At 58.7% G+C, this 14,169-nt stretch carries 12 protein-coding genes and 2 pseudogenes; 11 read left to right on the forward strand and 3 right to left on the reverse strand.

What is annotated here, in order from left to right; translation table 11 throughout:
- Both hisC and nifA read right to left on the reverse strand, forming a co-directional pair.
- Entirely contained in the window at positions 1-1,140 is a 1,140-nt protein-coding gene (hisC, locus tag NKJ09_RS18005; protein WP_352763200.1) for a histidinol-phosphate transaminase, read from the reverse strand.
- A gap of 235 nt (positions 1,141-1,375) precedes the next feature.
- Positions 1,376-3,148 (reverse strand): nif-specific transcriptional activator NifA, encoded by a 1,773-nt coding sequence (nifA, locus tag NKJ09_RS18010; protein WP_352763202.1) that lies wholly within the window; start codon positions 3,146-3,148, stop codon positions 1,376-1,378.
- 740 nt (positions 3,149-3,888) lie between these two features.
- On the opposite strand from nifA, the gene NKJ09_RS18015 reads away from it, so the two are divergent.
- The 4 genes and pseudogenes from NKJ09_RS18015 to NKJ09_RS32505 form a co-directional block, all read left to right on the forward strand.
- Positions 3,889-4,098 (forward strand): hypothetical protein, encoded by a 210-nt coding sequence (locus tag NKJ09_RS18015; RefSeq protein WP_352763205.1) that lies wholly within the window; start codon positions 3,889-3,891, stop codon positions 4,096-4,098.
- A gap of 54 nt (positions 4,099-4,152) precedes the next feature.
- Positions 4,153-5,481 (forward strand): dicarboxylate/amino acid:cation symporter, encoded by a 1,329-nt coding sequence (locus NKJ09_RS18020; RefSeq protein WP_352763207.1) that lies wholly within the window; start codon positions 4,153-4,155, stop codon positions 5,479-5,481.
- Positions 5,482-5,783: 302 nt separating this feature from the next.
- Entirely contained in the window at positions 5,784-6,815 is a 1,032-nt protein-coding gene (locus NKJ09_RS18025) for a LacI family DNA-binding transcriptional regulator (RefSeq protein WP_352687758.1), read from the forward strand.
- A gap of 443 nt (positions 6,816-7,258) precedes the next feature.
- Positions 7,259-7,499, forward strand: a pseudogene (locus NKJ09_RS32505) (IS1634 family transposase); the annotation flags it as partial.
- 116 nt (positions 7,500-7,615) lie between these two features.
- Here the strand turns inward: NKJ09_RS32505 and NKJ09_RS18030 are convergent.
- A complete protein-coding gene (locus NKJ09_RS18030; RefSeq protein WP_352494956.1) occupies positions 7,616-8,545 on the reverse strand; it encodes a LysR family transcriptional regulator in 930 nt (309 codons plus the stop codon).
- 268 nt (positions 8,546-8,813) lie between these two features.
- Between NKJ09_RS18030 and NKJ09_RS18035 the strand changes: the two genes are divergently transcribed.
- From NKJ09_RS18035 to NKJ09_RS18065, 7 genes and pseudogenes are all read left to right on the forward strand, one after another.
- A complete protein-coding gene (locus NKJ09_RS18035) occupies positions 8,814-9,407 on the forward strand; it encodes a NodA family N-acyltransferase (RefSeq protein ID WP_023719307.1) in 594 nt (197 codons plus the stop codon).
- Positions 9,404-10,063: a chitooligosaccharide deacetylase NodB gene (nodB, locus tag NKJ09_RS18040; protein ID WP_023719308.1), complete on the forward strand. Its 660-nt coding sequence runs from the start codon at positions 9,404-9,406 to the stop codon at positions 10,061-10,063. Before NKJ09_RS18035 ends, nodB begins: the two co-directional genes overlap by 4 nt.
- 14 nt (positions 10,064-10,077) lie before the next feature.
- Entirely contained in the window at positions 10,078-11,403 is a 1,326-nt protein-coding gene (nodC, locus tag NKJ09_RS18045) for a chitooligosaccharide synthase NodC (protein WP_031194121.1), read from the forward strand.
- Positions 11,404-11,483: 80 nt separating this feature from the next.
- A complete protein-coding gene (gene nodS / locus NKJ09_RS18050) occupies positions 11,484-12,080 on the forward strand; it encodes a nodulation methyltransferase NodS (protein ID WP_031194123.1) in 597 nt (198 codons plus the stop codon).
- A gap of 35 nt (positions 12,081-12,115) precedes the next feature.
- Positions 12,116-12,361, forward strand: a pseudogene (locus NKJ09_RS18055) (carbamoyltransferase N-terminal domain-containing protein); the annotation flags it as partial.
- A gap of 43 nt (positions 12,362-12,404) precedes the next feature.
- The gene (gene nodI, locus NKJ09_RS18060; RefSeq protein WP_023719311.1) at positions 12,405-13,316 is read left to right on the forward strand and encodes a nodulation factor ABC transporter ATP-binding protein NodI; all 912 of its coding nucleotides are present in this window, start codon (positions 12,405-12,407) and stop codon (positions 13,314-13,316) included.
- Positions 13,317-13,319: 3 nt separating this feature from the next.
- Positions 13,320-14,108 carry an ABC transporter permease gene (locus NKJ09_RS18065; RefSeq protein ID WP_352494954.1) on the forward strand — a complete coding sequence of 263 codons (789 nt, stop codon included), beginning with the start codon at positions 13,320-13,322 and terminating at the stop codon, positions 14,106-14,108.
- Positions 14,109-14,169: the final 61 nt, after the last annotated feature.

The raw sequence follows: 14,169 nt of genomic DNA on the forward strand, positions 1-14,169 counted from the left end.
TCAGCGTACCGAACGGGCAGAGCCTGACGCTCCCCTGCCCGTGGTGCTTGGTATGTTTAACCTTCCAACTATATCGCGAGCGGCAGCAAGAAATGCATCCAATTGCTCTTTTGTGCCGATGCTGACGCGGATGCAATGTTCCAAACCATTGTCCGGAAAGTAGGCAACGAGTATCTTTTGCCTTTCCAAGGCTGCTTGCCACCATGAGCCGTCCTGTCCCGCTGGCACACGGGCTAGCAAGAAATTTGCGTGGGAGGGCGTTACGGAAAATCCAAGTTGCGACAGTGCGGCTGTCACTCGCTGTCGTTCATGTCTGATGTGCTTGTGGTTCTCTGCGTAGGCGCCGCGATGCGCAAGCACGCTGATACCAACCGCATGCCCGATCACGTTCATGTTGAAGACGTTCTGGATGTTGCGCAGCCTGCCAATAATCTCAGGGTGACCGAAACCGAAACCGACGCGAATGCCGGCGGCGGCATAGCTCTTCGAAAATGTTCTCAAGATCAGAAGGTTCGAATAACGGTTGATGAGGCGCAGCCCGTGATCGGGTGCAAAGTCGACGTAGGCCTCATCAAGGACGACCAGGCGATCCGATTGTGCCACGAGGCGTTCGATATTGCTTATCGAGAGGAATGTTCCGGTCGGATTGTTTGGATTGGCAACCAGAATGAACTTGGCGTCTTTTGCCGGACCGGAAAGCAATTGCTCTATTGGCAGCGAATGAGTTTGACATCCGATCTCGAGAAACTCAGCACCATGCAACATGGCAAGTTTGCGGTTGAACGAAAACCCTGGCGATATCATCGCCACCTTGTCGCCAGGGGCGAGGAAAGCTCTGTAGATGAGTCCGAGCAGTTCAGACGACCCGTTGCCTGCGATGACCTGATCCGTGGATACGCCATAGGTATTGGACGCTGCTTCCCTCAAGCTGATGTTATCGTCGTCCGGATACAGATACTGGCGATTGAGGGCCGCCACTGCACTTTGCATTATGATTGGCGGCAACGGAAACGGGTTCTCATTAGTATTCAGCTTGACAAAACTTCTGTCCGGCGCTGGTCCGTTGGACGGCAGAGCATCTAACTGTCGCGTCCCTTGCGGAAGAGACGAAAGCACAGCTTGCAGTTTTGCATCGGACATATTTTATCTCCGTTTCAGTCGCACAGGGGCATCCGTATGAGCTCGCAACGAGAGCAACATGGCGGACGGATTGACGATGGCAGCGTCGCCTTTCACAAGATGGTCGCAACGCCGGCTGCCACGGGAATTCGGCCAGGCTGTCCTCGGTCGGATCGACTTGACGCGGACGCGGATCTGCATCCCTGCGCGGGCCAAGCCGCTAAGCGGTCTCAGCTAATCCGCCTGAGTCATGCTTTCACAGACGCTTGACCTCGATGCCGTATTTCCTCAGCACGTAGCCAATCTGGCGCGGGGTCAGTCCAAGCAGGCGCGCCGCCTTTGCCTGCACCCAGCCACATCTTTCCATGGCAGCAATGACGCGCTCGGCGTCGGTGGTCCTCGCGCCAAATGAGTGGGTTGCTCCGGCAGGCGGGACTGTGGTGGCGGCCGAACGAGCGGCCGCATCCGGCGGCGTGGCCGGATTCACTGCCTCTGGCAGGATTGGCGCTGGTTGCAGCGCGGCCTTGCCTGACCTGCTCTTCCACAGCGCCTCGGCAAAGCATTGGCCGTGGGAGCACGCGAAGTCGTTTCTCCCGATTGATAGTCCCTCCGCCAGGATCGCTGTCCGGTGCACGCAATTTTCAAGCTCGCGAATGTTGCCGGGAAATTCACATTTCATCAGTATTTCAATCGCACGCGGATCGAAGGTCAGCGTACGGCCGTTCTCATCGTTGAAATTCTTGAGAAACTCAGCTGCGAGGAGCGGAATATCGCTGCGCCTTTGGCGTAATGCCGGCACCAGCAAGGGAACCACGTTGATGCGATAATATAGGTCGGCGCGGAACTCATTCCTTGCAACCGCCTCTTCAAGGTTCCTGTTCGTGGCGGCAATCACGCGAACGTCGACCTTGATGGTCTGGTTGCTGCCGACGCGCTCAAACTCCTGCTCCTGCAGCACGCGCAGTAGCTTTGCCTGGAAGGAGGCCGAGATCTCGCCGATCTCATCCAGAAACAACGTCCCCTTGTCGGCGAGCTCAAAGCGACCCTTGCGGGAATTGAACGCGCTTGTGAAGGCACCCTTCTCATGACCGAACAATTCGGATTCCAAGACTGTCTCTGGCAGCGCTGCACAATTGAGTTTGATGAAGGGCCGCTTGGCGCGCGGCGACAACTCGTGAATGGCCTTGGCGACCAGCTCCTTCCCGGTACCGGATTCGCCTCGCAACAGAACCGTGGTCTTTGCCTTAGCCACCACTGCGATCTTCTCGAGCAGCGCGCTTAGCGCCGGACTATCGCCAATCATTCCCTTGACGTGAACCTTCTTGCGCTGCGGTGCAGGGTGCTTGACATCAGAGAATTGCGTTTGCAGCCGATCTTCCACCTCTGTCGGTCGTTCGCGGTCGCCCGCGGAGAAGCGGTGCAACTTGACTGTCTGTCCCACCATGTTGGCTATCATGGTGAGCAGCCGGACATCATAATCGAGCGGATACGTTGACCTGCTGTCCAAGGCGCGGTCGATAGTCAGCGTGCCAACGGCGTTCCCATCAACACGAATGGGAACGCCGATGAACGACACGGGGTCGGAGGCCCCAAGCACCTCTATGTCAGCGGCAGTGAAGGCCGAATGCACCGCTATGTTCTCGGCGACGAGCGGCGTGTCCTTCGTCACAATCCGATCGATTGCCGTGCGCGGCAGACGCATCCGGGAGCGCTCATCGCTGTTCTCGTCGCAGCCGGTGACTACGGTGATGTCCAGTATGCCCTCAGCGTCGAAGAGAGCGATGATGCCGTGCCGCATCTGCACAAACGAGGGCAGGAGATCGACGACCTTGGCCAACGTGACTTCGAGCCGGGCGGGGTCGGTGAGTACTTTCGATATTTCGAAGATGCCGGCAAGCGCGTGCTCGTGCGATGGCACAAAAGGGACCGCGGTGTTCGTCTCGGACTTTGGGTAAGCCCTTTTCGCATCCGGAAGCGAAATGCGGCACTCGCTGGCATTTTGTTCTGATCTGGGAATGTTGTGGTGCATGTGATCCTCGATCTCGCGAAATGAAATGCATGCCTGCGGCATGTGCGCCCGCGACGTCGCGGGCAAAGCGAAAATGCTCTGACGTGAACTCGTGCCACCGCCGTGTGGTCGAGTGCAAAGCGGGTCGAGCCCTGACGCATCGCTTGGCTCTCCCTCCACGAAGCTTGGCCACGTTCTCGGCTTGCACGGGGGCAACCACACGTTGATTTTCAAAAGACTGGAGCGAGGCGGGATAGTCAATCGAGCTTTCTTTCATTCGTGAAAGGAAACCTCGCGGCCTATGATAGAATTTATCAGTTCTAATTTTTGTCGGCGATGTTGAACGACAGAAATACGGCGCCGGCGATGCGGTGCCCGAGCGGCTGACCGCGCCGAGTATAAATTGCCGGGCCGTGCCATTCACCAGCGCCTGCGAACCAGGGGCGGGAGCGATAGTCACTGCCGACGACACTGGTCGGTCGCGGCAACCGCCATTTCCTCGATATTGACGACGAAGATAAGGCGGCGGCGGCGCGTGTGAAGGCGCGAAGCTGGCGGTCGAGCGCGGCTTTCTCGGCGGTGCTCGGAACTTCTGAACCGCATCGTCGCGGTCAGCAACAGCGGCGTCAATCCCTACGTCTCGACGTCGCTTTCAAGCTGTCGCTGCAGCGGCAGCGCGGCAAAGAACACGGCAATTCTCCGCTCTGGTGCCAGCGATGCGGCCCTTCCCAAAGTCGGCAAACCGAGGAGCCCACCACGATATGCAGCAAAACCGCAAGCCAGAGAGATCGACCGGCAATCTGCCGGAGAACATCAAGCGCGTGCTGGACGGCGGCCTTGTCATTCCCGTCTTGTGCCACCGGACTCATCCCACCATTGGCGAGCCCAACGTCAGTTCAGGTCATGCGGATCCATTTGGCATGGGTATTGCGGCGGCGTTGGTGCAGCGTTCGACCGGAGCGCCGCGATAGGGAGAAGCCCGGGAGAAGTCACACCACCTCGATCCGGTCAGGGAGAGAGAAACAGTGTCAGCTGCACAAGTCCGCGGCGCGAGTCCCGCGCCCCGCAAACCCTTCTATGCCAAGCTTTACGCGCAGGTGCTTGCCGCCATCGCCCTCGGCGTGGCAATTGGCTATTTCTATCCGGGGACCGGCGAGAGCCTGAAGCCGCTGGGTGATGCCTTCATCAAGCTGGTCAAGATGATCATCGCGCCTGTCATCTTCCTGACAATTGCGACCGGCATTGCCGGCATGAACGATCTTCACAAGGTCGGCCGGGTCGCCGGCAAGGCAATGGTCTATTTCCTCACCTTCTCGACGCTCGCGCTGATCGTCGGCCTCATCGTCGCCAATGTCGTCCGGCCTGGCACCGGCCTCAACATCGATCCGGCCTCGCTCGATGTCCAGGCCGTGAATACCTATGCCGCAAAGGCCCACGAGCAGTCGGTCACCGGCTTCCTGATGAACATCATCCCGCCAACGATTGTCGGTGCCTTCGCGGAAGGCGACATCCTGCAGGTCCTGTTCTTCTCGGTTCTGTTCGGCATGGCGCTGGCGACGGCCGGAGAGACGGGCAAGCCTGTCGTCTCCTTCCTTCAGGCGCTCATCGCGCCTGTCTTCAAGCTCGTTGGCATTCTGATGAAGGCCGCGCCGATCGGCGCTTTCGGCGCAATGGCCTTCACGATCGGCAAATATGGCATCGGTTCGGTCGTGAACCTCGCGATGCTGGTCGCGACGTTCTATTTCACCGCCTTTCTTTTCGTGTTCGGGGTTCTCGGCGCGGTCTGCCGCTACAACGGCTTTTCGATCTTTTCTCTCATTCGCTACATCAAGGAAGAGCTGCTGCTTGTGCTCGCAACGTCCTCCTCGGAGGCCGCGCTCCCCTCGCTCATGCAGAAGATGGAGAAGGCGGGCGCCAGGCGTTCGGTTGTGGGTCTCGTCATCCCGGCCGGATATTCGTTCAATCTGGACGGCACGAATATCTACATGACCCTGGCGGCCCTCTTCATCGCGCAGGCGACGAACACGGACCTGTCAATCGGCGATCAGGTGCTGCTGCTGCTCGTGGCGATGCTTTCCTCCAAGGGCGCTGCAGGTGTCACAGGTGCGGGCTTCATCACCCTGGCTGCTACGCTCGCCGTAGTTCCGAGTGTTCCCGTTGCTGGGATGGCACTGATACTCGGCATCGACCGCTTCATGTCCGAATGCCGGGCGTTGACTAATTGCGTTGGTAACGCAGTGGCATCCCTCGTCGTCGCCCGCTGGGAAGGAGAATTGGACCAAGCGCAGATGAAAGCCGCCTTCTGCGGTCATCAGCTTGCCGAGGCATCAAACCGGCTATCCTCCGCCGAGTAAGGTCGACGCACCGCGACCGGTTTCGCCAAGCTGGTCACATGACCTGAACGATCGACTCGCAGGCTCTAAACGGCGCCTCACGGACCATGTATCAGAAGCGCTAAATGTGTGAGTGCAAATCATCGCCGCCCTAAGCGAATGCACCTTCCGTTATACCCGGCCGGTCTACGTCTGGAGCAGTCCAATACGCTGTCGATCATTCAGTATGCGGGCGTCTTCACTTTGCCCACCCGAAACCATTGTCGAATCGCGCTAGGTGACAGAGAGCCAGCCTGCGTCAAAAACCAATCAGAATAGGACCCATGACCAAGCGCCCCACAATTGCCGATCTCGCCCGCGAATCCCGAGTCAGCGTAGCAACGGTCGATCGGGTTCTGAACGCCCGCCATCCGGTGCGCGAGGAGACCGCGCGGCGGGTCCACGACGCCGCCCACGCGATCGGCTATCATGCTGCCGGGCTCATCAAGCAGCGCTTGCGGCGAGACCTACCGTGCTACCGTCTGGGCTTCATCTTGAGAAAACCGGCCCAGCATTTCTACCAAGACTTTGCGCGCGAGGTCGAAGCGTCGGTCAATTTGGCCCAGTCCTTCCACGGCATTCCGCTCATCCAATTCGCCCCGTCACATATGCCGAGCGACCTAATCGCACCGCTCAAGGATTTGGGCGCACGCTGCCATGCGATCGCGATGGTGGCACCGGACCACCCAAAAATTACAGCAGCGGTTGAGGACCTCAAGGCCAAAGGCATTCCGGTTTTCTCGCTGCTTTCCGACTTCGCCGCCGGCGTGCGACAGGGCTATATCGGCCTCAACAACCGCAAGGTGGGGCGCACGGCCGCTTGGATGGTATCCAAGGTCGCAAAACGGCCCGGCAAGGTGGCGGTGTTTGTCGGCAGCCATCGTTTCCAGGGGCACGAGCTCCGTGACGTCGGCTTTCGCTCCTATTGCCGTGAGAACGCGCCGACGTTCGAGGTGCTCGATCCGCTTGTGAACCTGGAGAAACGGCAGGTCACCTATGAGGCAACGCTTGATCTCATGCAGCGGGAACCCGAGCTCGTCGGCTTCTATGTCGCCGGCGGCGGCATGGAGGGCGCCATCTCCGCGGTCCGGGAAGAGGGTAAAAGTCGCGATCTCGTCGCAATCGTGAATGAAATCACGCCGGAATCTCGGGCGGCACTCGCAGATAACATCATCACGATGGCGGTCGCCACGCCAATGCGCCGGCTTTCCCAAGAGCTGATAACGCTGATGACGCGGGCTATCGAGACCGGCACTGCTGAAACACCAGGACAGACATTTCTGCCGTTCGACATCCATCTGCCGGAAAATATATGAAGCTGATGGATTCTATCGTAAGCGGGGAGTTTCCTTTCATAAATGAGAGAAAGTTGATTGATGATCCATCCCCGCGGGGTAGCCGCACCCCACAAGCCACAGCCGCGGCCCAGGATGAAAGCGCCGACTGAGTGAACGGATCGGCCGCGCGTTCAGGCGGAAGCGCGAGGTAAATTCCCTACACCGCAGCGTCGACCTCAACCGGCTTCATTGCCAACATCTCGACGTTGTCGGTGCAGGGCGGTGTCGTCAAGGATGCCTCACGCCAGTAGCCGAGCGAGGCCGGCACAGTCCATTGGGATCGAGCTCGTCGACCGCCATCTCCTCGCCTGGCCGCGCGTGAAAAGCCGCGGCATGGCCGGCAAAGTTGGCATTTGAGTGGGGCTAAACACCTTCTGGGACTTCGCACGCGAAATCGGAGGCGGCAGTCAATTCAGTGCCAACCCGGACATGTGTTCTGCTCGTTCCTGGCCCTCGTACTCAGCAAGGAACTGCGCCGCTCTGCCGGGCCAAAGGCCTGACGCCCGAATGGCAACCGCTCCTACGCGATCGCGACCGCCTCCAGGAAGCCACCATCGAAAAGGATGCTCGCGTCGTCACCACCACGTCACGGCCAAAGTGGGCAACGTTTTGAAGGCAGCTGGCATCGCTCTGCCACACAACCTGGACGAACAACTCGCCTGAGATCACCCCCAAAACGTAGTGGTAACACGCGCCGGAGCGCGCCTAACATGCTGATTAATGACATATTCTTGCGGGCGGTGTTTAACTGCCAGGTCGGATGGTCGTGCCCGAGACGCTCAATAGCTTTCAGGCAAAGGCGCCAGGCGAGATGCCTCCTGCAACATCATTTCCCGCATCCACAGGCTTGCCGGATCAGTGTTGTGAAGCGCAGGCCATTGGACGGCCTCCGTGAATGCGGGATGAGGAAGTGGCGGCGGAAGTCCGACAATCCGCAGGGGTGTTGTTTTTGCGAAATGCTGCGCCAGCCGTAAGGGCATGGTCCCGATGCGGTTGGTGCCTGATAGGACGGGCGCGATCAGGCTAAAGCCCTGTACGACGACCTCGATACGTCTCTCGAAACCGTGCTCGAGCAAATACCACTCCTCCATGGTGGGCTGCCGGGTGTGCCTGAATTTGAGCACGACATGCCCCATCGACAAGTATCGCTCGAATGTAAGTGGCTCTGACAGCTGCTTGTTCGTGCCGCAGCCTACGCATACGAGCATATCTTCGAACAGGGCTGCGCGAGGATGTTTCGACATGAACACTTCCGGCATAATCAGAAAATCAACGTCGCCGCGCCGGAGAAGCTCCTCGGGGTCGTCGCAAATAGGCAGACATTCGAAGCGGACGGCGGGAGCTTCCCGCGCAGTACGCTCTACGATCCTCTTAAAAAGCACGAGCGTGAGGTAATCGGAAAGCATGATTCGGAAGAGACGATCCGATTGGGCTGGGTTAAAGGCGTCGGAGGAAATAATCGATAGCTGGATGTGCAGCAATGCGTCCCGGACTGCTGGGGCAAGCCCCTCCGCGCGCGGTGTCAAAATGAGCTCGCGGCCGTTCATCGTAAATAGCTCATTGCTGAAGTAGGCGCGTAACCGAGCGACGGCGGCGCTCATGGCCGGCTGGCTCAGGTTAATACTGTTGGCCGCGGCAGTGACTTTACGCTCCCTGATCAGAGCGTCCAGCACAACGAGGAGATTCAGATCCAGCCCCTTAAACCGCATATCCTGATCTATCCAGCGTGTGGATGGGCATCATCTAAACAATCAATTTTACGAATTTACGAACCATGCATTAGAGGAACGTAAATGACCGACGTCAAGCTCAAATCGACGGCGCCGCGACACGGGCGGGAACATCGAGAGAGCTCACTGGCGAGCCCCACCGGCTGGCTCACCTTCGCTAACGACAACGGTTGAGTGCAGCCAACAACGCCGCCGCTTTGGCCGGGTAATGCGGCCCGCAAGAAACTATTTTGAAGAGAGGTCCTGAATGCGCCCTCAGGTGCAGTGGAAATTGTGCTGGGAAAACGAGTTGCAGCTCTCGGACCACGTCGAGCTCGCCCAGTTCTTTCGTAATACCTACGGGCCGACTGGGGCGTCCAACGCAGAACCGTTCGAAGGTAGTCGAAGCTGGGCCGGAGCCAGGCCTGAACTCCGCGCAATCGCCTATGATTCGAGCGGTGTAGCGGCTCACATGGGCATACTGCGCCGTTTCATCAAGGTTGACGCGGTCGATCTGTTGGTGGCTGAGCTGGGCCTGTACGGGGTACGTCCGGATCTTGAGGGTCTCGGAATCGCCCATTCAATCCATATCATGCTTCCAATACTGCAGGAGCTTGGCGTTCCATTCGCTTTCGGAACCGTCCGGGACGCGCTGCGGAATCATGTTGAGAGGTTCGGGCGGCGATACAGCCCTTTGGCCGTTTTGTCGGGAATTCGCGTGCGCTCCACCCGACCAGAGGCGCGCCTCGACCTGCCGCCCACACGCATCGATGACGCACTCACCATTGTTCTGGCAGTTGGACGGCCGATCAGCGAATGGCCCACGGGCACGATGATCGATCGGAACGGACCAGAGCTATGAGCCGTCCCGATTGCTTGTACGAAGTGCGCCGTGAGTGCTCTGACGGCACCGGCCGTCGCAGCGTTTATCTGACGTTTGACGACGGTCCCAATCCACTTGTCACACCGGAGATTCTGGATGTGTTGGCAGAGCAGCGGGTGCCGGCGACTTTCTTCGTCATCGGCGCCTACGCCTTAGAGCACCCGGATCTAATCCAACGAATGTTTGCAGAAGGGCACGAGCTAGGCAACCACACGATGACTCATCCGGATCTGTACAAATGCGGCTTCGGCGAAGTGCAACGTGAGATCTTTGAAGCGAACGGCGCCATCATGAGGGCGTGCCCTCAGGCCTCAGTGCGCTATATTCGCGCGCCCTACGGGGCCTGGAGCGAAGAAGTCTTCACAGCGTCACAGATCGCCGGGCTAACGGCCCTCCATTGGTCCGTCGACCCTCGAGATTGGTCTCGCCCTGGGGTCGACGCGATTATCGATACCGTGCTCGCCTCTGTCCGGCCGGGCGCAATCGTACTCTTGCACGACGGATGCCCTCCCGGCGAGTTGAGCCAGGGCGCTCACGCCGGTCTGCGCGACCAGACGGTCACGGCGCTGTCCCGGCTGATTCCAGCACTTCACGAGCGCGGATTTGTAATCCGCTCACTTCCTCAACATCACTGAACAAACGAGATCCCATGACTCTTCTTGGTACAACCAGCACTGTGGCCATTTCGCTTTATGCACTGCTCTCGACTGCTTATAAGAGCATGCAGGGGATTTATGCTCTGCCGACAAACGACTCATCGGCGTTGGAGGATCTCGTCGGCTCCGATCAACTGCCCAGCGTGGATGTCATCGTCCCCTGCTTCAACGAGGATCCGCGCACGCTTTCAGAGTGCCTGGCGTCCATTGCAGACCAAGAATACGCCGGAAGACTTCGGGTCTATGTGGTTGATGACGGTTCTGGAAATCGCGAAGCCGTAGGAACTGTCCACGAAACCTACGCGCGCGACCCTAGGTTCGACATCATTTTGCTTCCCGAGAATGTTGGAAAGCGCAAGGCGCAGATCGCCGCGATACGCCGCTCATCCGGGGATTTGGTGCTTAACGTTGATTCAGACACGATACTCGCGTCCGACGTCATCACCAAGCTTGTACCGAAGATGCGAGATCCAGCGGTCGGCGCAGTCATGGGTCAGTTGATTGCCAGTAACCGGAGCGAGAGCTGGCTGACAAGGCTGATAGACATGGAGTACTGGCTGGCTTGCAACGAGGAGCGCGCGGCACAGGCTCGCTTCGGTGCCGTTATGTGCTGTTGCGGCCCATGTGCCATGTACCGCCGGTCTGCGCTCCTTTTGTTACTGGACCAGTACGAGTCGCAATTTTTTCGGGGCAAGCCAAGCGACTTCGGGGAGGATCGCCATCTCACTATCCTCATGCTGAAAGCAGGCTTTCGAACCGAGTACGTTCCGGGCGCCATCGCGGCCACAGTCGTTCCGAACAGACTCGGACCGTATCTGCGCCAACAACTCCGTTGGGCACGAAGCACATTCCGGGACACGCTGCTTGGGCTGCGCTTGCTGCCCGGCCTCAATAGCTATCTCACGTTGGACGTGGTCGGACAGAATCTCGGGCCGCTACTCCTCGCCCTATCGGTACTAACGGGCCTCGCACATTTCGCACTGACAGGCACTGTGCCTTGGTGGACAGGACTGATGATTGTGTCCATGACCATGCTCCGATGCAGCGTGGTAGCATTTCGTGCTCGACAGTTTCGATTTCTGGGCTTTTCCCTGCACACGTTCATCAACATCTTTCTCTTACTTCCCTTGAAGGCCTACGCACTGTGTACATTGAGCAATAGCGATTGGCTGTCGCGAAGCTCTGCTGTCGCTACATCGAACACTGGGGGAAAACAGACCCCCACCCAAACTCCGATCACTGGATCAAGCAGGGCAGAATTCTCACCGCATGCGGCTCCGCTTCGCAGGCTCAATCTTGCGCGGATTCTTCGGGATTAGCGCTGTCGAGCAACATCTGCGGCGACGAGTGATCGCTAATTACCTAGGTGGACGAGAGGTGGACGAGTTTGACCCAGAACATGAATCATCAGTTGCTCGATCGGGAATTGGCCGCAGACGATCCGTGGCGCCTCGACGGCAATCCGTTCGAGCGGGAGCGCCACACGCAAATGCTCCAGCTGGCGCTTGCCCAAGGCTCCATTACAAATGCCCTCGAAGTCGGGTGCGCTGCCGGCGCATTCACGGAAAAATTAGCTCCCAACTGCCAAGGGCTCACCGTCATCGATGTCGTGGCGCAAGCGATTGCTCGAGCACGTCAACGGATAAAGGAGCCGTCGCGCATCAACTGGATAGTCTCCGATGTTCAACAGTTTTCGACCGACGAGTTGTTTGACCTGATCGTTGTGGCGGAGGTCCTATACTACCTCGAAGACATAGCCGAGATGCGCGCGGCCGTCAAAAACCTGGTGCGGGTGCTTGCGCCAGGCGGGCATCTGATCTTCGGATCGGCAAGGGATGCTAATTGCCGTCGCTGGGGTCACGCCGCTGGTGCTGAGCCGGTCATCGCCATGCTGAACGAAACGTTGATCGAGGTAGAGCGTCTTGAGTGTCGGGGCGAGTCGGTCAACGAAGACTGCTTGCTCGTCCGTTTCCGGAACCCGCTTTCCGCTTCCTGATCAATCGAATCTATCGCCGTTAACGTGGAGACACTATGCGCATCTGTGGTACCAAGCTGACCCATGATGGGGCGATCGCCCTTGTCGAGGATGGACGGCTCGTCTTCTGCGTTGAGCAGGAAAAGCGGCACAACAATCCGCGTTATCAAACCATCGATAATCTCGACGCAATTGTCGCCGCTTTGGCGGAACAGGGGCTAAATCCTTGTGATGTCGATCAGTTCGTTATCGACGGCTGGGATGGCGAAGACGAGTCACAGTTTCAGGTCCGGCAGGCAACCAAGCAACCGCCAGTCTTGGCGTCCCTCTCGGTAAAATGAACCCATGTCCATGGTAGCGATCGATCTTACTGACGTAAGCAAAACTTATGACAAGCTCGTTGTCGACAGACTGTCGTTCCGCGTTGCGGCGGGGGAATGCTTCGGGCTCCTGGGACCGAACGGTGCGGGCAAAAGCACGATTGCGCGTATGGTCCTCGGCATGACATCGCCTGATGCGGGGAAGATTACTGTGCTCGGCGCTCCAGTGCCGGCGCGCGCGCGTTTGGCACGTATGCGCATCGGCGTGGTCCCGCAGTTCGACAATCTTGATACCGCGTTCACTGTACGCGAGAACCTGTTGGTGTTCGGGCGCTACTTCCGGATGAGCAGACGCCAGATCGAAGCGGTCATACCATCGCTGCTTGAGTTTGCCCGCCTCGAGAACAAAGCGGATGCGCGCGTCGCCGAACTGTCCGGCGGCATGAAGCGGCGCCTGACGCTCGCGCGTGCGCTGATCAATGACCCGCACTTGCTGGTGATGGACGAGCCGACCACCGGCCTCGATCCGCAGGCCCGCCACCTGATCTGGGAACGGCTGCGATCGCTGCTGGCGCGGGGCAAGACTATTCTTTTGACTACCCATTTCATGGAAGAGGCCGAGCGGCTGTGCGATCGGCTGTGCGTTATGGAGGAGGGGCGCAAGATCGCCGAAGGCCGCCCGTCCGCACTCATTGACGAGCAGATCGGCTGTGACGTGGTCGAGGTCTACGGCGGCAATCCGCATGAACTGGGTGCGCTGATCCGGCCGTACGCACAGCGCATCGAGGTGAGCGGTGAGACGCTTTTTTGCTATGCACCCGATCCGGAGCAGGTGCTGGTGCAGCTACGCGGGCGCGCGGGTCTGCGCCTTCTGCAGCGTCCCCCCAATCTCGAGGATGTGTTCTTGCGGCTAACCGGGCGCGAGATGGAGGACTGAACAATGGGCGAACGGTATGCGGCGGCCATGCCCGCCAATGCGTGGAATTGGGTCGCGGTTTGGCGCCGCAACTATCTTGGATGGAAGAAAATCGGGCTTGCATCGGTTCTCGGCAACCTCGCCGATCCGATGATCTATCTGTTCGGTCTCGGCTTTGGCATCGGAACAATGATAGGTCCTATTGAGGGCACGTCGTACATTGCGTTTCTCGCGGCTGGCATGGTTGCCACAAGCGCGATGGCATCGGCGACTGCTGAAACGGTTTACGGGAGTTTCGGCCGCATGGACAACCAGCGCACCTGGGAAGGAATGTTATGCACTCAGCTGACGCTTGGCGATATCTTACTCGGCGAATTGGCGTGGGCAGCCACCAAGGCCCTGATGGCGGGCACAGCAATCACTGTTGTTGCCACCACGCTCGGCTACACATCGTGGCCATCCATCCTCTGCTTGCTGCCAGTCATCGCTCTCAGTGGCCTCGCCTTCGCGAGTCTAGCGATGGTCGTCACGGCGCTTGCGCCCAGTTATGAATATTTCATATTTTATAATACGCTTGTTATAACACCCATGCTGTTCCTTTGCGGCGCGATGTTTCCGGTCAACCAATTGCCCGGCACTTTTCAGGACGTCGCCTCCTTGTTGCCGCTCGCACATGCAATTGACCTCATTCGTCCGGCGATGCTTGGCCGTCCGGCCGGCAGCATGGGCCTGCATATCGGCGCGCTTTGCATATACACGGTTTTGCCGTTCTTCCTATCGGTTGCTCTATTTCGTCGTCGGCTGATGCGTTGACGCTACTCACCATTCGTAAAATTGATTCTTTGGGCGATACCCATCCACGCGTCGGATAGGT

Origin of the sequence: Mesorhizobium sp. M0189, from assembly GCF_040322135.1 — a bacterium.
Lineage (GTDB): Bacteria > Pseudomonadota > Alphaproteobacteria > Rhizobiales > Rhizobiaceae > Mesorhizobium.

Coding starts and splice junctions, on each gene's coding strand:
- NKJ09_RS18065 (WP_352494954.1), top strand. CDS start 13,320: ATGGGCGAACGGTATGCGGCGGCCATGCCCGCCAATGCGTGGAATTGG.
- hisC (WP_352763200.1), bottom strand. CDS start 1,140: ATGTCCGATGCAAAACTGCAAGCTGTGCTTTCGTCTCTTCCGCAAGGG.
- nodC (WP_031194121.1), top strand. CDS start 10,078: ATGACTCTTCTTGGTACAACCAGCACTGTGGCCATTTCGCTTTATGCA.
- nifA (WP_352763202.1), bottom strand. CDS start 3,148: ATGCACCACAACATTCCCAGATCAGAACAAAATGCCAGCGAGTGCCGC.
- nodI (WP_023719311.1), top strand. CDS start 12,405: ATGTCCATGGTAGCGATCGATCTTACTGACGTAAGCAAAACTTATGAC.
- nodS (WP_031194123.1), top strand. CDS start 11,484: ATGAATCATCAGTTGCTCGATCGGGAATTGGCCGCAGACGATCCGTGG.
- NKJ09_RS18035 (WP_023719307.1), top strand. CDS start 8,814: ATGCGCCCTCAGGTGCAGTGGAAATTGTGCTGGGAAAACGAGTTGCAG.
- NKJ09_RS18015 (WP_352763205.1), top strand. CDS start 3,889: ATGCAGCAAAACCGCAAGCCAGAGAGATCGACCGGCAATCTGCCGGAG.
- nodB (WP_023719308.1), top strand. CDS start 9,404: ATGAGCCGTCCCGATTGCTTGTACGAAGTGCGCCGTGAGTGCTCTGAC.
- NKJ09_RS18025 (WP_352687758.1), top strand. CDS start 5,784: ATGACCAAGCGCCCCACAATTGCCGATCTCGCCCGCGAATCCCGAGTC.
- NKJ09_RS18030 (WP_352494956.1), bottom strand. CDS start 8,545: ATGCGGTTTAAGGGGCTGGATCTGAATCTCCTCGTTGTGCTGGACGCT.